This window comes from Companilactobacillus jidongensis, from assembly GCF_003946575.1.
Classification (GTDB): Bacteria; Bacillota; Bacilli; order Lactobacillales; family Lactobacillaceae; genus Companilactobacillus; species Companilactobacillus jidongensis.
Genome location: NZ_RHOP01000006.1, coordinates 96,202 through 116,446 on the forward strand (window position 1 = coordinate 96,202; position 20,245 = coordinate 116,446).

General features: G+C 36.3%; 23 protein-coding genes and 1 other annotated feature. Of the genes, 13 read left to right on the top strand and 10 right to left on the bottom strand.

From position 1 onward, the window contains the following. The first annotated feature begins 192 nt into the window (after positions 1-192). From EKM68_RS05320 to EKM68_RS05365, 10 genes are all read left to right on the top strand, one after another. Positions 193-426, top strand: coding sequence for a FeoA family protein (locus EKM68_RS05320; RefSeq protein WP_225422969.1), 234 nt, complete (start codon positions 193-195; stop codon positions 424-426). Next, positions 423-2,420: a ferrous iron transport protein B gene (feoB, locus tag EKM68_RS05325; protein WP_125588632.1), complete on the top strand. Its 1,998-nt coding sequence runs from the start codon at positions 423-425 to the stop codon at positions 2,418-2,420. Before EKM68_RS05320 ends, feoB begins: the two co-directional genes overlap by 4 nt. Before the next feature lie 24 nt (positions 2,421-2,444). Then, complete coding sequence (locus EKM68_RS05330; protein WP_125588633.1) at positions 2,445-2,603, top strand: FeoB-associated Cys-rich membrane protein; 159 nt, start codon at positions 2,445-2,447, stop codon at positions 2,601-2,603. Positions 2,604-2,684: 81 nt separating this feature from the next. Continuing rightward, entirely contained in the window at positions 2,685-2,993 is a 309-nt protein-coding gene (locus tag EKM68_RS05335) for an ArsR/SmtB family transcription factor (protein WP_125588634.1), read from the top strand. Positions 2,994-3,055: 62 nt separating this feature from the next. Then, positions 3,056-4,264, top strand: coding sequence for an NADH:flavin oxidoreductase/NADH oxidase family protein (locus EKM68_RS05340; protein WP_125588635.1), 1,209 nt, complete (start codon positions 3,056-3,058; stop codon positions 4,262-4,264). A 96-nt stretch (positions 4,265-4,360) separates the two neighbouring features. Continuing rightward, complete coding sequence (gene moaC, locus EKM68_RS05345; protein WP_125588636.1) at positions 4,361-4,831, top strand: cyclic pyranopterin monophosphate synthase MoaC; 471 nt, start codon at positions 4,361-4,363, stop codon at positions 4,829-4,831. Positions 4,832-4,851: 20 nt separating this feature from the next. Continuing rightward, positions 4,852-5,343, top strand: coding sequence for a hypothetical protein (locus EKM68_RS05350; RefSeq protein ID WP_125588637.1), 492 nt, complete (start codon positions 4,852-4,854; stop codon positions 5,341-5,343). 105 nt (positions 5,344-5,448) lie between these two features. Continuing rightward, entirely contained in the window at positions 5,449-5,886 is a 438-nt protein-coding gene (locus EKM68_RS05355; protein ID WP_125588638.1) for a GAF domain-containing protein, read from the top strand. 32 nt (positions 5,887-5,918) lie between these two features. Beyond that, the gene (locus EKM68_RS05360; RefSeq protein ID WP_125588639.1) at positions 5,919-6,941 is read left to right on the top strand and encodes a sensor histidine kinase; all 1,023 of its coding nucleotides are present in this window, start codon (positions 5,919-5,921) and stop codon (positions 6,939-6,941) included. Positions 6,942-6,955: 14 nt separating this feature from the next. After that, positions 6,956-7,609, top strand: a complete 654-nt coding sequence (locus EKM68_RS05365) for a response regulator (RefSeq protein ID WP_125588640.1) — start codon at positions 6,956-6,958, stop codon at positions 7,607-7,609. A 20-nt stretch (positions 7,610-7,629) separates the two neighbouring features. Here the strand turns inward: EKM68_RS05365 and EKM68_RS05370 are convergent, their stop codons facing one another. The 5 genes from EKM68_RS05370 to EKM68_RS05390 all read right to left on the bottom strand — a co-directional run bounded on the left by EKM68_RS05370 (position 7,630) and on the right by EKM68_RS05390 (position 11,236). Beyond that, positions 7,630-8,535, bottom strand: coding sequence for a helix-turn-helix domain-containing protein (locus EKM68_RS05370; RefSeq protein WP_125588701.1), 906 nt, complete (start codon positions 8,533-8,535; stop codon positions 7,630-7,632). Between the two features lie 26 nt (positions 8,536-8,561). Next, positions 8,562-8,876 carry a metal-sulfur cluster assembly factor gene (locus EKM68_RS05375; protein ID WP_125588641.1) on the bottom strand — a complete coding sequence of 105 codons (315 nt, stop codon included), beginning with the start codon at positions 8,874-8,876 and terminating at the stop codon, positions 8,562-8,564. A 52-nt stretch (positions 8,877-8,928) separates the two neighbouring features. Next, positions 8,929-9,927, bottom strand: a complete 999-nt coding sequence (moaA, locus tag EKM68_RS05380) for a GTP 3',8-cyclase MoaA (RefSeq protein WP_125588642.1) — start codon at positions 9,925-9,927, stop codon at positions 8,929-8,931. Between the two features lie 218 nt (positions 9,928-10,145). Beyond that, positions 10,146-11,027, bottom strand: coding sequence for a DMT family transporter (locus EKM68_RS05385; RefSeq protein ID WP_125588643.1), 882 nt, complete (start codon positions 11,025-11,027; stop codon positions 10,146-10,148). Beyond that, positions 11,027-11,236 carry a heavy-metal-associated domain-containing protein gene (locus EKM68_RS05390; protein WP_125588644.1) on the bottom strand — a complete coding sequence of 70 codons (210 nt, stop codon included), beginning with the start codon at positions 11,234-11,236 and terminating at the stop codon, positions 11,027-11,029. Before EKM68_RS05390 ends, EKM68_RS05385 begins: the two co-directional genes overlap by 1 nt. A gap of 141 nt (positions 11,237-11,377) precedes the next feature. Between EKM68_RS05390 and EKM68_RS05395 the strand changes: the two genes are divergently transcribed. The 3 genes from EKM68_RS05395 to EKM68_RS05405 are packed head-to-tail and all read left to right on the top strand — an operon-like array spanning position 11,378 to position 13,593. Then, on the top strand, positions 11,378-11,656 hold the full coding sequence (locus EKM68_RS05395) for a hypothetical protein (RefSeq protein ID WP_125588645.1): 279 nt from the start codon (positions 11,378-11,380) through the stop codon (positions 11,654-11,656). After that, a complete protein-coding gene (locus EKM68_RS05400; RefSeq protein ID WP_125588646.1) occupies positions 11,656-12,651 on the top strand; it encodes a hypothetical protein in 996 nt (331 codons plus the stop codon). Before EKM68_RS05395 ends, EKM68_RS05400 begins: the two co-directional genes overlap by 1 nt. Before the next feature lie 15 nt (positions 12,652-12,666). Then, a complete protein-coding gene (locus tag EKM68_RS05405) occupies positions 12,667-13,593 on the top strand; it encodes a polyprenyl synthetase family protein (protein ID WP_125588647.1) in 927 nt (308 codons plus the stop codon). A gap of 123 nt (positions 13,594-13,716) precedes the next feature. Here EKM68_RS05405 and EKM68_RS13540 read toward each other — a convergent pair whose 3' ends face one another. From EKM68_RS13540 to EKM68_RS05425, 5 genes are all read right to left on the bottom strand, one after another. Beyond that, entirely contained in the window at positions 13,717-13,875 is a 159-nt protein-coding gene (locus EKM68_RS13540; protein WP_164509363.1) for a hypothetical protein, read from the bottom strand. Positions 13,876-13,972: 97 nt separating this feature from the next. Next, the gene (locus EKM68_RS05410; protein WP_125588648.1) at positions 13,973-15,301 is read right to left on the bottom strand and encodes a dihydrolipoyl dehydrogenase family protein; all 1,329 of its coding nucleotides are present in this window, start codon (positions 15,299-15,301) and stop codon (positions 13,973-13,975) included. 97 nt (positions 15,302-15,398) lie between these two features. Continuing rightward, entirely contained in the window at positions 15,399-16,790 is a 1,392-nt protein-coding gene (asnS, locus tag EKM68_RS05415) for an asparagine--tRNA ligase (protein ID WP_125588649.1), read from the bottom strand. Positions 16,791-16,850: 60 nt separating this feature from the next. Continuing rightward, positions 16,851-17,082, bottom strand: a binding site (T-box leader). 54 nt (positions 17,083-17,136) lie between these two features. Continuing rightward, the gene (gene lepA, locus EKM68_RS05420) at positions 17,137-18,987 is read right to left on the bottom strand and encodes a translation elongation factor 4 (RefSeq protein ID WP_404810796.1); all 1,851 of its coding nucleotides are present in this window, start codon (positions 18,985-18,987) and stop codon (positions 17,137-17,139) included. Between the two features lie 97 nt (positions 18,988-19,084). Then, positions 19,085-20,233: a hypothetical protein gene (locus EKM68_RS05425; RefSeq protein ID WP_125588650.1), complete on the bottom strand. Its 1,149-nt coding sequence runs from the start codon at positions 20,231-20,233 to the stop codon at positions 19,085-19,087. Positions 20,234-20,245: the final 12 nt, after the last annotated feature.

Sequence of the window (20,245 nt, forward strand, 5' to 3'; positions counted from 1 at the left end):
ATACCTAAATACGGTAATTTATCCGTTTATAACTCTTATTCTCTCATAAATATTCCAAAATGAAATTAAGTAAATTGCTGATACACATTCCACTCGAATCGTGGCATAATAGAGATTAATTGATAGTTCATTTTTTCACTATCTAACAAATCAAAGAATATTTACTTTTGGAATATTGTGGAGGCCGTTTTTATGCAACTGATGTCTGATAACGTAATGAATAAGAGTTTTGATCTATGTAATATTGAGCAACTAGATACTCAAACTGCACAACGCCTCCACTCACTTGGAATCCACGATGGCAGCCTAATGTCCGTCGTGAGATTTTTTCCAATGCACGGACCAGTAATTGTTGAAATTGAACAACAACAAATTGGTATCCGCTACAAGGTATTCAAACTCCTCTGTGGAGGTCAATTGCAATGACAACAGTCGCCTTGATGGGGAACCCTAATACTGGGAAAACCACCATCTTCAACCAAATCACTGATACATATGCATATGTTGGTAATTGGACCGGTGTTACCGTCGAAAAAAAGATGGGTAATATCAAACATTCAGAGATAGTCGTTACCGACTTACCTGGAATCTATTCATTGAACCCTATAACTAAAGATGAATCCGTTGCTATTAACTACCTATTAACTGATGACGCGGATATTATTCTGAACGTTACCAACGCTGGTCAACTGAAACGTAACCTATTATTGTCAATCGAATTACTCGAATTCGGTCGCCCAACCGTCATTGCTCTGAACATGATCGATGATCTCAAACGTTCAGGAATTTATTACGATATAAATACTTTGTCAGAAAAATTGGGTTGTCATATTGAGACGACTAACGCTCGAAACAAAGATGGCGTCAAAGAATTACGTGATGAACTTCTCAACATGCCCGCTGACGAACTACCAGATGGATCAGCACTAGAACTAAATTATCCATTCATGGTCAAACAAGCCATTCGCCAAGCGAGTGAAAAACTAATTTCTGCTTATGACATGAAGCCGGCTTTTGCCCGTTGGGTAGCCATTCAATATATCAACAAAAACAAAATCATCCGTAAATATGCCGTCAAAAATGATTTGAAACCATTATTGGAACAACAAGGTTATTACGATGCACAAAATTTTGAAAATAAAATATTCAATACTCGATTGAGTTTCATTGATGAAACATTAACATCTGCTACCAAAAACTTAGAATCGACTAAAAATGTTGAGATGACTTCGAAGATCGACAAGATTATCACGCATCCCCTCTTAGGGTTACCGATTTTTATTTTAATTTTTTTATTTATGTTTAAGCTATCATTCGATTGGATCGGCACCCCCATATCAGACCAACTTGATGCATTGCTCTCAGGTCCCATCTCGACTTACGCTGACAAACTATTGATCAGTATCGGCGCCATGCCTTTTTTACGTTCATTGATCGTAGATGGTGTAATTGCTGGTGTCGGTGGTGTATTAACTTTTATTCCACAGATTTTCACTCTCTTTGCTTGTATTTCGATTCTCGAAGATTCCGGATACATGGCAAGAGCTGCACTCGTGACTGATCGTATCATGCAGATGATTGGTTTGAATGGTAAAGCGTTCATCCCTCTGATCATCGGATTCGGCTGTAACGTTACAGGAATAATGGCTGCTCGTACAATTGAACAACCGAAGGAACGTTTGATTACAACGTTGATTTCACCATTTATGAGTTGTTCTGCTAGATTGCCAATTTATAGTTTATTCGTAGCTGCTTTCTTCCCTAAGAATCAAGCGTTGATCGTACTGTCAATCTACTTCTTAGGGATAGCCGTTGCATTGTTGATGGCAAAATTTTATCAAGTCATCTTCAAAGTTAAAGACAGCACAGTCTTCATCGTTGAATTACCCAAATATCATATTCCTCGTCTAGATATTATCTGGCGTGGAACTTGGGATAAGAGTAAGGGGTTTGTCAAAAAAGCCGGAACAATTATTTTTGCCGGAACCGTCTTGATCTGGTTGATGTCAAACTTCGGACCAGCTGGTTTCGTAACTGATATCGACAATAGTTTTTCTGCTCTACTAGGAAAAGTCTTATTACCAATGTTTGCACCTATCGGTATCACTTCTTGGGAAGCTATCAGTGCTCTCTTTACTGGTATTATGGCCAAAGAAGTTATCAGTTCCAGCATGATGGTTCTTTTCCATACATCAAGTCAGACAGCTCTAATTGCCGCATTTGGACAAATGTTCACACCAGTTGCCGCATATTCAATGCTCGTATTCGTACTTCTATATGTTCCCTGTTTCGCTACTATCGGTACAATCAAATCAGAAACCGGCTCAACCAAATGGGCGGCCTACTCGGTTGTTTCCAGTTTTGTAATTGCCTATGCGATGTCATTCATCATTTTCCAAGTTGGAAGTCTATTATTCTAAATTTTAATTACGAGGAGAAATTAGATGTCACTTTTTGTTAATATATTAATTGCTGCAATAATTATTGGTCTCGCTGGATATGAAATTTATAAAGTTACACAAAAATCAAAACAAGGTAAATGTGCCGCCTGTGATTACAAGTGTGAAGCCAAGTTGATGGCTGATAAAGCCAAAAAACAATAAACTTAAAATAATTTTGTTGTTGACATTTATCTGCACGCAAAATACAATATGTTTAAACCTTTAAACGTGTGGAGGAAAAATATGGCAGAAGAAACAATGGCCCTCTTTAGGAGTGGCATGCCGATTTTCTCAATTTTTCAAGATGAGAATCGTCAGAAAATTATTTTACTATTATGTAAAAACAAAAAACTCACAGTCAATCAGATTACTGATCAATTGGAGCTTTCACGTCCGGCTGTATCTCATCATCTAAAATTAATGCTTGATGCCGGTGTAATTACCGTTAATAAAGTTGGCAAAGAACGTTTTTACCAAGCCGCACTTGATGACACCGTACAACTGCTCAAGAAACTAACTGATTCATTAGAAGAAAATATTTCATCTAAATAAGGTGGAATTATTTTTTTACATCACACGTTTAAATGTTTAAACCTATAAACAGGAGACAAATTATGACTAATATCTTTACATCACTCGAATTACCTAACGGGACTATTATCAAGAATCGCTTTATGAAAGCTGCGACCAGTGAAACAATGGGCGACAAAGAATATCGTCCAACATCTGAATTAATCAACTTGTACCGTGCTTGGGCAAATGGTGGAACTGGTCTGATCATCACCGGAAACGTCATGGTTGATCAAACTGCCCGAGGTGAATTTGGAAATATCGTGATTGAAGATTCGAAGGATCTTACTTTGCTCAAACAATGGGCGCATGCTGGTACTGAAAATGGTGCTAAAATCTTCATGCAACTCAATCATCCCGGAAAACAATCTCCCAAAACTATCAGTAAACGGCCAGTTTCTCCTAGTGCCATCTCAATGACTGGCGCAAATAGTTTTGCGTTTAACACTCCACGTGCTTTAACAAACGTTGAGATTAAAGTCATCATTCAAAAATTCATTAACGCCGCGGTTGTTGCTAAAGATGCTGGATTCTCTGGTGTTGAAATCCATGCTGCTCATGGTTACCTCCTTAGTCAATTTTTATCACCCCACGACAACCAGAGAGTAGATGAATGTGGAGGAAACCTAAAAAATCGCATGCGTATTTTGGTAGAAATATACCAAGGTATGCGTGCAAAACTAGGTGCTGATTTTCCGATTGCCTTAAAGATCAACTCATCTGATCTTCGTGAAGGAGGTTTTTCTGAAGAAGACTCCATCAAAGTAATTCAGGAAATGGATAAATTGGATATTGATTTAATTGAAGTTTCTGGAGGAAATTACGAAAAACCAGCTGTCCAAGGTATCGGTAAAGGAGTATTTTTTATAAAATATGCCTCCAAAGTTAAAAACACTATTAAATCTCCCATTGCAGTAACTGGAGGCTTTACTACTGCCAATGGTATGTCAAAAGCTATTGAAAACAACGAAACCGATTTGATTGGCTTAGCACGTCCACTAGTTTTATTACCAGACTTGCCTAATCAATTTGAAACTGGCAATTTTACCGCTATTAAATTACATCACCTAACAACCAAATTGAATAGATTAGATAAGAAAGTCAGTTCATTGATCGGTTTGAGCTATTATCAACAACAGATGCAAAATGTTGCCAAGGGATTGCCAGTCCAAATAACTGATAATGCCTGGAGCTCACTTGGATTTGCTTTCAAGAAACAGGGATTATCAGCACTTATACCTCAACGAGGTTAACTTTTTTATAGCAATTCCCCTAATACTTAATTGATACAACGCTTGATATACTTTGAATAAAGATATTTTTATATTGTTTAACAAGGAGTTAATAAAATGGATGAATTGACCCACTTCAATGATCAAAACAGAGCCAAAATGGTCGATGTCACTGATAAAAAAGTGACATCTAGGTTTGCTGTAGCAACTGGAAAAATCAAAATGCATCCTGAAACACTAAATCGTATTCACGAGGGAAAAATCAAAAAAGGTGATGTTTTAGCTGTGGCCCAAATTGCCGGAATCATGGCTGCCAAACAAACAAGTTCATTGATTCCCATGTGCCATTTGATTCCCTTGACTGGTGTAGATATCCATTTTGAAGATGATGATAAAACTACTATCACAGTTACGACCAAAGTCAAAACTAAACATGTCACTGGTGTTGAAATCGAAGCCATTCTTGCGGCACAAACTGCGCTGTTGACTATTTATGATATGTGCAAGGCTATCGACCGAGGGATGTTGATTACTGATGTCCATTTGGTCGAAAAAGATGGTGGTAAGAGCGGTCACTTCACTTATTAAGATAATTAAGGAGGTTAGTCATGATTGGACTTATTCTAAATGAGCAATTAAGTAAAACCTCGATCGATAAAATTAATCTTGCCGTAAATAAATTATTATTGATGACTTCACAAGTAATTATTCCTGCCGATAACAATGATTTTGATACCTTGAAGGCTCACTTTGATGATAAAAAAAACGTTGAAGTTATAACTCATCTAAGTAATTATCAAAATTGCGGAACCCTAACCGATATTTACGCTGCTAGCTGCCAACATCCTGATATGACAGATTTTTTAACAATAGAACCTAAGCATTATGGTATCAGCCCAGAAGTTATTTCGACTCTATCAGAGAATCAAAATAGTTTTGCCGCAACTACGACTACAAACTTCTATACGATTGGACATTTTCAGATCCAAAAAGATGATCTAATCTCATATTTGAATCTAGAAAACTTCGAACTAGAAGAATTTATTACCGATGAATTACAATGTTTACCAATTACATTTGCTAAAAGTGATTTCGAATAATACTTATATAGAAAAATGTCTTTAAAATATTCCAAAATTGAATAAAAGACAATAAAATTAATGTTAATAAACTTCAAAAATGTTATTATTAGGAGGAAATAAGACGTGAATCCAGAACAGCCAACTAATTTATCTGACAATCAAATCAATTATCAAAAGATTGCTGATCAGATATATCAAACTGAGAATTTTGACTTTGTTGGAATTGCAATTCAATCTCAAAATCCTCCACATTCTATAAAATGGTCATTTGTCGCTGGAAATTCTAATGAAAAATTTAGAAAAATCGTCTTACGCAGTGGTATTGGGATTGCCGGCCTCGTAGTAAGAACTGGTAAACCGTTTTGGGATAACAATTTAACTGAATATGAATACTCTAGTAAAATGTATACACCCATTGCAAAAAGCGAAACATTAAAAACAGCCGTAGCCGTGCCGATCATTGACATGCTTGGATTAGTCGATGGCGTACTACTGGCAGGATACCGTACACATACTATTGTTTCAGAAAAAACAGCCCAGAATCTCTCCCAATATCTTTGATTCGTCAAAAATTGAGAAAGGGCTGATTTTTTTTGCTTGAAACTACGCAATGGATCACTGATTACTTCGATGAATCATCCGATGCAATCATGATTTTTAAGGATGCCGAATTAATCGTAAGCAATCGAATGGCTCATGAACTACAGGAAGAACTGCACATGAACCCTAAATATCTAGTCGAAATTGCTGACTCATCAGTCAAACAGAAATTTTCATCAACAGATGACTGCTTCAATTGTATAATTCAAAACAAGATGAAGCAGATATCTATTCCTGTTACTTTGGCTAAGAATATGCCACACCCACTGCCCTACTTCATGATCTACAATGTCATCGATGCGAACGAACACGTCTTCTCACTAACATTAAAGAACCGTGGAACCATCAACCGCATGGATCAACTAGCACAACAACGTAAACTAACTCAATACGTTAATCGCGCCTATGAAGATGAGCGTAAACGAATTTCTGAAGACTTGCATGATAGCATTGCACAAGGTGTTTATTCGGCTATCATGGGCATACGCCGAATCGGCGACAAAAATATCTCACAAGCTGAATTAGACAAATTAACTGAAGTCGTTCAATCTCAACTTAACGATACGTTAACTGAAGTTAAACGAATGGCACTCGACGTGCGTCCTTCAGTTCTGGACAGCTTTGGATTATTGGCGGCATTGCGAGTACTAGCCAAGAGACTGCAAGAAAACTCAGGTGTAACGATCGACGTGATTGGTAATGCGGATACGAGTCGTTTATCAAATGACATTCAAAGTGTCTTCTACCGTATTGCGCAAGAGGCTATCAATAACGCACTCAAACATGCTAATGCTGATGAGATTTCAATTTTGGTAGTGTCACATGACCACTTCATCACTTTAGAAGTAATCGATGACGGCGAGGGATTTGACGTCCCAGCCCATCAGGTTTTTAATGGCCACTCTTTGGGATTGATGAATATGAACGAGCGTGTTAAGGCTTTGAATGGCGCTTTTAATATCAAATCAGCGAAGAATGAAGGAACAACAATTACAGTCAAATTTCCAGTAGCATGATTAGGGGGGACTTCATGTATAAAGTTTTAATTGCTGACGACCATGCTGTTGTTAGGTCTGGCTTATCATTTTTGGTAAACAAACAAAACAACTTCAAAGTTGTCGGAGAAGAAGCAAACGGAACTGATACTTATATGCGTGTTGAACAAGGCGGTATTGATATCTTGATAATGGACCTCAGTATGCCACCTGGCGAGAGCGGATTGATTACCACACAACGGATCCACGACAAGTATCCTGACGTAAGAATATTGATTTTATCGATGCACGAGGAACAAGAATATATCAACAAGGCAATTCATAATGGTGCTATGTCGTACATTCTCAAAAGTTCATCAGATGACCAGTTGATCAAAGCATTGAAATCATTATCAAATGGACAAAACTACATCGACAAAAATATCATGATCACCAAATCAGACGTTCAAGAAATAAATTCAGATGGTGTTGATGTGGATTTGAAAGGTTATAATGGTTTGTCCAAACGTGAAAAAGAAATTTTCCCATTGATTGCTTTGGGATATTCCAACAAAGAAATAGCTTCGCAAATGTTTATTTCCACTAAAACTGTTGAAGCTCACAAGGCAAATATTATTCGTAAATTAGCTCTAAATAATCGAGCAGACTTGGTTCGCTATGCGATTCATCATCACTTAATTGAATTCTAAAAAAGAAGAAGCCTAAAATTTTAGGCTTCTTCTTTTGTTTTACTGTCTCTTTCGTATTTAGTTCTCAAGGCCGCAACTCTGATTTCAACAACTTGATTATTGTTAATATGAGCAAATGCCAAAGCTTCGTTCATCAAGCGTTTGATTTCAACACTCGATTTCTTCTCATCGATTGCATTCTGTGCAGCTTGTAACTTCAATCTTGGCAAGTAGTAAGTAACGTGATATTCGGAACAAAGATCAATTCCCATTTTAACCAGCTGATTACTCATTTTGATATTACCTTTAGTTGCATAATATTCAGACGTGAAAAATATCAACGTTAAAATCTTAAGGTAGTGATCATCCTCATCATCCGAATCCTTAGCCGGCTCATGATGATAGGCCTCAATGAATTGATAGATTTTTTCAAAATAAAAATCAGCTTTGTCATTTTGTTTCTCACGTGAATACATCACACCTGAACCTAAGTATGCCAATTGTGTATAAATTGACTGGTGCTTGTCGTCTAAATCGTCTAGGATTTGTGAGAAATCAAATAAAATATCAACTGGTTGTTGATTGGTCAAAGCATTTAATAATCCACGCAAGTAATAGAACTGCGTTTTTAAAGGAATAAACTCAATTTTTTCTGGCTTAATATCTGAAAGAATATCAATAACCTCTTGATAGTTTTCCATCATCAATTCTTTTTCAGCGTGATTCAATCCATCACGAATCTTAGCTGTTGAAGTCGTCGAATCTTGATACAGATCATCGACCATCAATCCCAAACGAGCACATAATTTATTTAAAATCGTTAGAGATGGCACGCGTCCATTATTTTCAAACTTACTCAAAGTTGCTTGAGTACATATTCCCTCACAAAGTTTAACTTGTGATAATTTAAGTTCCTTACGTCTTTTTATAAATACATCTATATTAATTTCTCTCACAATTAACACCCCAAAGTTTAGCTGTCATATATTCCTAGAGATATTCGAGCAAATCGACTTGCCTTGTCGATCTCCCAAGCTGGTTCCCAGACCAAATTGATTTCTACAGATTTGATGTCTTCCACACATTCAGCTGCATCTACGATCTCATCATGCAAATAATCGCCTAGTGGACATCCCATAGTCGTCAAAGTCATCGTAATAACACAATTACTATCTATTATATCAATTTTATAGATCAATCCAAGGTTTACAATATCAATTCCCAATTCCGGATCAATTACATCCATTAAAGATTCTTTAACTTGGTCTTCCATCGTTGTTTCAGTCATGACACATTTCCGCCTTTCAGGTTGTTTAAACTGTTTAAACTTATTATCCCACTTATCCGCCGATTTGGCTCATGTGTCTCCAAGTTGGCGCCTTGTCAATTACACGATCCGATTCGTCCATAGCCATTTCGTGATTCAAAGGCTTGCGATCAAGCAATTTTTGAATCAAACGCTGGAATTCCTTTTTGTCAGGAATTGCCTTACGGATATCAATTTCTTCATTCCAGTACAAACACGCTTTAACATATCCATCAGCCGTAATACGTAATCTGTTACAGTTTTCACAGAATTTGGAACTGATGGGATGAATCAAACCAAAACTACCTTTGAATCCTTTAATTTGATAATTGTCTGATGGTCCATTGCCCTTTAGTTCAATTGGTGAATACTCTAACCCATTTTGTTCACACGTCTTGAAGACGTTTTGTAAACCCACGTACTCCTTCTTCCACGTTTTTTCAGAATTACCAATCGGCATAAATTCAATAAACCGGACATTTACATCATGATATTGTGTATATTTTAAGAAGTCCAATACTTCATCATCATTTTGACCTTTGATCAGAACTACATTCAATTTGATCTTATTGAAGTTTAATTCAGCGGCAGCATTGATTCCATCAAGTACTTGTTCAATATTCCCACCACGAGTTATCTCCTTGTATCTCTGAGCCTGAAATGTATCCAGACTAATATTCAATCGATCCAGTCCGGCCTCTTTTAGAGCCTTGGCCTTCTTGGTCAAGAAAAGTCCATTGGTAGTAATCGAAACATCATCGATCCCCTTCACAGCCTTGATACGACGAACGATATCTACCACATCAGTTCGTAACAAAGGTTCTCCACCAGTGATGCGAACTTTTGAGATACCCATTTCTGCAAAATTTTCAATCATTTGGACAATTTCATCTTGTGATAAAACCTTATCAGTTGGGAAAAATGGCAGACCTTCTTTGGGCATGCAATAAACACACCTCAGATTGCATCTATCAGTGATCGATAATCGCACATAATCATGCACTCGATCATATTGGTCGTACAATTTTTCCATAATGAAAACCTCCAAATACTTTTTTAACTTGTGAAGTATATAATTAACTAATCTTATTATGTATTAAATTTATTCCATTAGGAATTGGTAAAAGCCCTATAAAATCAGAGCGCTACAAAAACCGAGTAACTACTGAGCATTACTTTAGTGAGCGGACGTAGTTGGTTTTTGTAGCGCGTTTTCGATAGAACAAAAAACTCCACCCGAAGGTAGGAGTTTTAATCAGTATTAGCACGTGTAAATGTGACAATTGAAGTTGATGCGATCAACAACAAGGCTCCAATAATAATATTTGCAGTAATCTGAATTGGGAAGAAGAAGTAGGAATAGATTATTACAACGATCGGTCCTAATGCCCTAACGATGTTAGCTTTACCAGCAGTGATAAATTTCAAACTAGTATAGAACAATAATAATGATAAGAAACCATTAAAGAAGGCTCCAAAAAAGTTAAATGTCACGGCTTTAACCTGAATTCCACCAAACGTTCCTGGAATCATCAAAGCATAAACAAACAACAAGACTGCTGAAACTAAATGATTATAGAACAAAACATTCCCTGGAGTATTGTCTTCTACCAAATATTTGGCAATAATATTATTTATTGCATACATTAAAGGATAAATGAAAGCACAAACGATACCCCAGATACTGTCAACCTGAATTCGACCTGTCGACACAAAGATCGATCCGCCAATGCACATGGCAATCGCGAGATAATCCCATTTAACCAATCTTTCTTTCAAAAATACGTACGATAATGCAAAAACATAAACTAAATATATTCGAGCAATCAATGTGACTGTGACTGGACTAAGCAATGTTAATGCAACGTACTGTAGAATAACACCGACGGCATTTGATAATCCCAATGCAATCACCCATTTGTTTCTAATAATAGAAAAATCATGGTACATCACGAATATCAAAATTAAATTAAAAATTGCGGCAAAAAAACTGGTGAACAGGGCCCCAATAACTGGATTAAGACTGACTAATGAGAATTTGTTAAGAACTGGACTGATACTACTGAACAATAACGAAATTAAATTAAGCTCAACTCCTAGAAGTTGAGCTTTTTTGGTAGTTATAGAATTCACTAAGCTAATTCCTCAACCTTAAAAGGTTTGCTTGCTAAATCAGCTTTAATTTCATTTACATCTAAATCTTCATTTCCAGAAATTGTTAAGGTCATCTTATCCATATCTTTGTCTAGCTTCTCAACACCTTTAGCGTCCTTGATCATTTCGGCGATGTGTTTGGGACAGTTCTCACAGTGTAATCCACTTACTAAAATTTGTTTTTCCATTAGATATTCCTCCAATATATTAATTCTATTACCTTTTTATAATACCGCAGTCAAAATTTAATTTAACTTAGGAAATTTACTAATTTTTTATTATTCATAAAAAAGCTAAAATATAAGTAATATAGGAATGGAGAACTAATTATGGCTGAAAATGTAAGTATGGAACAATCTATCTATCAATTACTAAACGACGTAAATCGTAATTACTTTACTTCTAACCGTCAATTAAACAAACAATCAATGCTACATCAAACAATCGATGAGGTTCAAGACAAGGGCTGGTTCAATAATCTGAAAATTGAAGAAATGGAAAATTATTCACTAGCTACTGCAACTTTGAAATCTGCTACGCTTACAAAAGATGGAATCAATAAATTAACTGAACTTAAAAAGATTTACGGTAAGGAGGACTCTAAGTAATGGACATTGATGATTTAAAGAAACAAATGAGTGGACGATTTGAAAATGCTCCTATCCAATCGTCAGCCTTCTATGCCGATCCTGAAGATCATTTGGACAACCAAAAAAAATTGCGTACGACACTAAAAGCATTTACCGAAACTCAAAAAATGATTACTCCTTTTGCATTACAAATCCTCTGCACACATTCAGAAATAACCCTTATGCCACTGGGACTATTAGACTTAAATGAATTGAAACAATGGGAAGACCAACAGCGTAAGGACACCGGTATTTTGATTGGTAACCCAGACAAGCGAACCGGTATGCCGCTAGTACTTCAGTTTGAATCCCACGTCAAAGAATTTCCTTCTGAGAAAAAAATCCTCGATGTATACACTGACGATATGTTTAATCACTTCCATGAAACATTCAATGATCATATTTGGCCAGCGGTAATGAAGTATCTGAATGAGAATCAAACCATTCTCAAAAAAATTGAAGAGAAACTTAACGAAGAACGTATCAGTGTCAGAGATTTAACCCTTAAACAATTGGAACCATTAAACGAATCTGAAATCAAAACAAAACTTGGTGTTCCACTCAAAAAAGATCAACTTGATCATTATTCAAATTATATTGCTGACATGAATCAAGTTAATTCAATCATTACAGCATCTAGTACCTTCACTAACGAACAACTTCTAAAGAATAAGCCATTTCCACAAATGATGAACTTGGCTGAAATGCGCAATACTTTCTTCTACGTATTAGATAATACTTTCAACGAAATTTTGTATTTCTACATCGAATCATACGGTACTAAAGATCCGAAATTAAAAAAACATTTGCAAACACTTCGCAAAAATTTAGCTGCCATTATGCGTCAGGATGCTTGGAAGAAATCGAATGACATCATTGAAAAAGAACAAAAATTCGATTCACATAAATTCTTCAGTTCGGTATTTTTACCAATTGCTGAAAACCTAGAAGTTGAAATCGATAAATTCAAGTAAGGAGAATCAATTATAATGGCATCACCTTTTGAACAGTTCGAATATCTCAATCCAAAATTAATAAACTTGGAAGATTACATCCTCCACTTGATCGAGCTCAACAAGGACGACATAATTTCAGAAGCCAGTGGATTTTTAAAACCTAGCCGATTCTTACATAGTGCATTCTTCTATTTATTCTCCGGATTTGGTGAAACTGATAACTTACGTGACAATGCTTTACAATCAGCGGCAGCTGCCACTCAAATGTTTTATATTCGAAACGAAATGATGCGTAGACATCAAGCTGGACCTGATTCTATCAAACTAAACTTCATGGTCGAATACTTTTCCGACTTGATCGATGTTGAATTGCGTAAGTGTTCAGATGACGACGATGCTTTGCAGGGAAAAATTGATGCAATTCAAGAAATTACTACTCAGCAATTAATCGCTGATGAACAAATGGTCAAACCAGTTGAAGATATTGCCGAATACGTCAAACGTGTTGAGGGACGTTCAGCCGTCATGTTTGAATTTGCTTGTCGCTTTGGAGCTCAGGCAGCTCACGCATCTGACATAATCGTTGACTCGGCTGGTGAAATTGGTAGAACAATTGGAATCGCCTATCAAATCAAGAGCGAGGTGCTCGATTTGGTTGGAATTAACACAACCAACGAAGAATTCGGACCACTGTATATGCTTCAAAGTGGAGAATTCACCCTACCAGTGATTTTTGCTATCGGTAAAAAGGGACCTGACTTCATGAATAAAATTGCTGAAGCGGGTCGAACTGGTGAAAGGGCACTTGCAGAAACTGCGGAGGAAGTAATCGACAACGGTGTAGATGCTTCCCAAGTTATGATCAAAGAATACAAGGATCAAGCGTTATTCGATATCAATATGTTACCTGAGATTCCTGAGAAACACGACTTGCAGAAATTAGTTGAGATGTTGCTATAATGGCAGACACAGTAAGCCGTAGCTATCAATTGAAGTAATCATGCAAAAATCCACAAAATGAAATTTTTAATTCATTTTGTGGATTTTTTAGTAATTCGATAAATTCTAACAATATCTATATTCTTATTTTTTAAAGTGAATCTGCACAAAAATACCATAAGCTACGCTAAGTGTACTGAATAACAGTATATATGATGACCAACCCGTGATGAATATCGACGATAACAAAATAACGATGAGTAAAATTCCGATAGCTTTAACATAAATATTGATCTTAAGCATCTTCATCCTCCGAGGTTAAATTATATTATACGGTGACTTTAGCATGTAGCACCACACTTAACAACAATTTGACATCTACTGAGTAATATCATCCAATCTACATTAAATACTCAAGGTCACTGGCTGGCGTTGGATAAGCAAAGATAGTTTTAGTAATTTCATCGTGAGTTATTTTTTTATAAATAGCTAAAGTTAGATAATTGATAACTTCATCAGCTTCATTGCTCATCAAAGTAGCACCGACAATTTGATTATCCTTGTTAAAAATAACTTTGGCCTTAGCCACTGGTTCATTAGTTCTATAATATGTGAACCACTTAGTTAGATCCTGATCGACTATTGAATAGTCATCAGGATTTTTTTCAGCTTCGACAGTACTTACACCGACTTTGGCCAATTCAGGTGAACCATAGACCAAAGTTGGAATGGCGGGATATTCAATATTCTTGTCAGTCTTACCAGTAATCACATCAGCAACATATTGTGCATCGAATCCTGCGACCGGCGTCAATTTAGGTTGTATCTTATCAACAACATCCCCAATAGCATATATATTAGGATTGGTTGTTTGTAATTTATCGTTTGTCTTAATACCCTTATTTGAATAATCTACATCAGCTTTTTCCAATCCTAAATTCTCGACATTAGGAATTCGTCCAGTAGCACCAACGACCAAATCACTTACCAAATTGAAGTCACCCGCGTCTAAAACATATTGTTCACCAAATTTTGTAACTGATTTGGTGTCAATATTGAAATGAAATTGAATCCCACGATTTTCTAATTGTTTAACGAGTGCATCAACATATTTTTTGTCAAATTCTTTCAACGGACGATCATTATGATGAACAATATGTACTTCAGCACCAGTTGAACTGGCAATGGTTGCTAGCTCAAAAGCAATATACCCTGCCCCAATGAAAGTAATTTTTTTAGGCATTGACTTCAGATTCATAAAATCAGTACTCGTCAGCAAGTTCTCCTTACCATCAATATTCAATCGACTAGGACGTTGACCAGTTGCAATAATAAATTTGTCAGCTTGATAGACTTCATCATTAACACTGATTTGATTTTCAGTAATAAATTTAGGACTACCGTCGATTGCTGTGATTCCAGCACTTATTAGACCATTGCGACTGCCTTCAGGAATTTGACTAGTATATGTATCTTTAAATGCTTCAAGTTCAGACCACTTAACTAGTGGTGCTTCTCCGAATCCTTTACCCTTAAGTTGAGCAACACGATCACGTGCTTGAACGCCACTCAGAAGCATTTTCTTAGGATCACAGCCCCGATTAGGGCAAGTACCACCCCATTGATAATTTTCAATTACCGCCACATTTTGATCAGCAGCTTTAAGTGCATATGCTTCAGCGAGTCCAGCCGGACCACCGCCAATAATTATTACATCGAATTTGTTCATTTATATAACTACCTCCGATAGATTGAGTAAAAAAATAGACTCCATAACATTTCTATTATAGGAGTCTACATATAAATTATTTAATTATATGCTCGAATTAGAATTCAGCATTACCTGGTGTTCTAGGGTAAGCAATGACATCTCTGATATTTTCCATACCAGTAATATACATGATCAATCTTTCAAAGCCAATACCAAATCCAGAATGAACTGTACCACCATACTTACGTAACTCTAAGTACCACTTGTAGTCGTCTTCGTTCATATCAAGTTCTGACATTCTCTTTTCAAGTACATCGAGACGTTCCTCACGTTGTGATCCACCGATCAATTCGCCGATTTCAGGAACTAATAAGTCAGCTGCGGCAACGGTCTTACCATCATCATTAGCACGCATGTAGAAAGCTTTGAAATCCTTTGGATAGTCAGTAATGAAAACAGGCTTCTTGTACACTTGTTCTGATAAGTAACGTTCATGTTCTGAATCAAGGTCAAGTCCCCAATATGGCTTAACTTCAAACTCAACGTCGGTAGCTTTTTCTAGAATATCAATAGCATCTGTATAAGTTACATGAGCAAATTCTTCACCAGCAGTGGCCTTTAAGCGATCAATCAAGGTATTATCAACGTTTTCGTTCAAGAAATCTAGTTCTTCTTTGGCATGATCCATAACGTAGTTGATAATATACTTCAGTAATTCTTCAGAACAGTCCATTTCATCTTGTAGATCGGCGAATGCTAATTCAGGTTCGATCATCCAGAACTCAGATGCGTGGCGACCTGTATGTGAATTTTCAGCTCTAAATGTAGGACCAAAAGTATAGACATTTCTAAATGCCAAGGCGAATGGTTCAACCTCTAGTTGTCCACTAACAGTTAAGTTGGTTTCTTTTCTGAAGAAATCTTCGTTGTAATCAACCTTGCCATCGTCAGTCTTAGGAACGTTATTCATATCAAGCGTTGTAACTTGGAACATTTCACCGGCACCTTCAGCATCAGAACTAGTGATAATAGGCGTGTGAATATAAACGAAGTCATTTTTTTGTAGATATTCGTGGATAGCAAAGGCTGCTAGTGAACGAATACGGAAAACTGAATAGAATGTATTAGTTCTAGGGCGCAAGTGAGCAATTGATCTCATAAATTCATATGAGTGAGCCTTTTTTTGCAATGGATAGTCAGCATCAGAGGCTCCTTCTTCGATAACTTCAGTAGCATGGATTTCAAAAGGTTGTTGTGCTTTAGGTGTTAGCGCTAATTCACCAACAACTTTGATTGTTGTGCTGATTGGAAATTTAACTACATCAGCATAGTTTTCCATATCACTTGTAATAACAACCTGAACATTTTTAAAGAATGAACCATCATTTAATTCAATGAAACCAACTCGTTTTGAACCTCTGATCGTGCGAATCCAACCAGAAACAGTGATTTGGTCACCGTCCGCAAATTCTTTTTTGTATAAGTCTTTAACTAAAATGTTTTGCATTTATTTCTCCTTTTGATTTTGGAATACTATAGACGAAAAAAATCCTCCATCCCCTAAATAAAAAGGGACGAAAGATTTTCCGCGGTACCACCCAAGTTTTTTGTAAAAAACACCTCAACGTACATTAAAATACTTGCCAATTATAACGTACTGGTGCACGTCTGAACCTACTCTCGAAATTTCAGTCAGAAGAACAAAGATGTTTTTCGTATATACCGACACGCCAAGCTCTCACTAACCTTGACTCTCTGTGGATGAAGTATATAGTACTCCTTCTTTTAATATCTATTATATTAATTTTCTTAAATGTAGCATATTTTTGTACAACTTGTAAAGTGAAAATTAACTACTTACCAGAATCGTCTGTCTGACCTTTGTTCAAGTTAAGTACCGACATGAAAGCTTCTTGAGGAATCGCAACTTTCCCGACTTCCTTCATTCGCTTCTTACCAGCCTTTTGCTTGTTCAATAACTTATCACGACGAGTGCGGTCACCACCATATAACTTAGCGGTAACATCTTTACGATATGCTTTAACCGTTGCACGAGCGACGATCTTATTACCAATGGCCGCTTGAACAGGGATCTCAAACATTTGACGAGGAATTACTTCCTTCAAACGAGCAACGATATCACGACCACGTTGATAAGCGAAGTCTTTGTGGACGATGAAACTCAAAGCATCGACTGGTTCACCATTAAGTAAGATATCCATTTTAACCAATTCACTTGGCTCATATCCTTCAACATTATAATCAAGTGAAGCATAACCTTTGGTATTAGACTTCAAATCATCAAAGAAATCAAAAATTATTTCTAACAATGGCAACTTGTAGATAACATTAACACGATATTTATCTAAGTAATCCATTGTTACAAACTGACCACGTTTTCGTTGACACAAGTCCATAACAGGACCAACAAAGTCTTCAGGTACCATGATTTCTGCACGAACATAAGGTTCACGAACTTCTTTGATCTCCGATGCATCAGGTAATTCTGCCGGATTATCAACAATGATTTCTTCACCAGAAGTCGTTGTTACGTGGTAATCAACTGATGGCGATGTGATGATCAACTCAAGGTTGAATTCGCGTTCCAGTCGTTCTTGGACAACATCCATATGCAGTAATCCTAAGAATCCAACACGGAATCCAAAACCTAATGCTTGAGAGGTTTCAGGCTCATACTCTAATGCCGCATCGTTTAGTTTTAGTTTTTCTAGTGCTTCATGCAGATCTTCATACTTACCGTTATCAACTGGATACATACCAGCATAAACCATTGGTGTACTCTTGCGATAACCTGTTAATGGTTCATCAGTTGGGTTATCGGCCAAAGTAACAGTATCACCAACTTGCGTTTCAACAACTGATTTGATACTAGCTGTGATATAACCAACATCACCTGCCATCAAGTAATCGCGTGAAACAGCCTTAGGAGACATTACACCAACATCCGTAACTTCAAAGGTCTTCTTATTACTCATCAATTCAATTGTGTCACCGACCTTAACGATTCCTTCACGGACACGTACATTCAATACAACACCACGATAACTGTCATAAACAGAATCAAAGATCAAAGCTTTCAATGGCTTGGTGATATCACCCTCAGGTGCGGGAACATCCGAAACAATTCTTTCGAGTAATTCGTCAATACCCAATCCCGTTTTGGCACTGGTCATGACAGAATCAGAAGCATCGATTCCAATCATCTCTTCGATTTCTTCTTGAACCTTTTCAGGTTGTGCCGAAGGAAGATCAACTTTGTTGATAACTGGTACTATTTCCAAGTCATTATCAATAGCTAGATAGGCATTAGCGAGTGTCTGTGCTTCAACACCTTGTGCAGCATCTACTACTAGCAACGCACCTTCACAAGCAGCCAATGAACGTGAGACCTCATATGAGAAATCGACGTGTCCTGGTGTATCGATAAGATGAAAAATATAGTCCTTACCATCTTTGGCAGTATATTCTAATTCAACTGCATTAAGCTTAATTGTAATTCCACGTTCGCGCTCCAAGTCCAAATCATCAAGAATTTGAGCTTTCATATCACGTTTTGAAACAGTATGTGTTTTTTCCAAAATACGATCAGCAATTGTTGATTTACCATGATCGATATGCGCTACGATAGAAAAATTACGAATTCTTTTTTGTCGTTCTTTTAATTTATCAAGATCCAGATCCATAAATGTTTCCCTTCTATCAATTATTTCCAATTTATTTTGAATTAATTCTCATTTCATCTATTTTACACTATTTTAAAGTATACAACCACGAAGCAAGCTATTCTTCCTTATCATCAAAATGTGGTCGAAGATTTTCTACTTGAATTATGTGTAATTTAAATATATATGCAAATATATCTCCATAACATATCAAGAAAAACACTAACAGAACTGCCCCAGCAGCTATGGCAATAAAAATCATATCTGTCCCAGTATTTATTTTGCGCAAAAATATAGCCAGTTGCGCTATTCCACCCCCGATTAGTGAACCAATAACAATCCTTGAAATTGTATATACTAATTGGAGATTCTTGGCTCTCGATGAAATTTCATCCCTTCTAGTTAGATATTTCGACGTATTAGAAATGAAAATCGGGAACTTATAACTTCCCTGACTATAGCTATCTATCTCAGCTCCTTTAGAAATAGAATGCCACCCGAATCCATATAAAATCTGGTAATTAAGTTCTGTTAGAAGCAGGAAAACAAATATTGATACGGTTATTCCATAAAACAATCCCATAGAATTACTTTTAAAAAGTACTTCCGTATATACACTGAGATGTATCATCGCAATTGCAAATGCAATAATTTGTAACACGATCCATCCAAAGAACGCTGTACCTGAAGAACCAAATGATTCTGTATCATTAGCCGTAGATACCTCCTTGATATTATTATCTACACTAGTCTTCTTCAATACTTGTGAAATATTAGAATGAACTGAATTTTTACTTCTTATAAACTGCTCATTAGTCATATCATCCCCGCGTAAAAAACCATTTATGACTTCCACAAAACTTGCAACTTTATTATCGTCTGCACCACTACACTTTATTTGCCGTTTACTATTATCATTCAAATACAAGATCACAGCTGGAACTGTCACTTCTCCTTGTGGTACATCTTCATATTCACAATTTTTAATATCCTTCAGTTGTAATCTTTCTTTGATTGAATACAAATTAGCCCTAAATGATATGTCTTGGTCATCAATCAAGATAATTGGTTTTCCAGTTAAACATCCAATCATAATAATTGAATAATAAAATGACAGTATTAACAAAATAATCCCCAAAGTAACATACATTACTGAACCATTCATAATGTATATTAACAATCCTGAAAAAATAAAACCGCATAAGGCCATAAAAAAATAAGTTATAAATGAGTTTTTTTCTCTAGCTAAGACATATTTATCTCCCATGACAAAATCCCC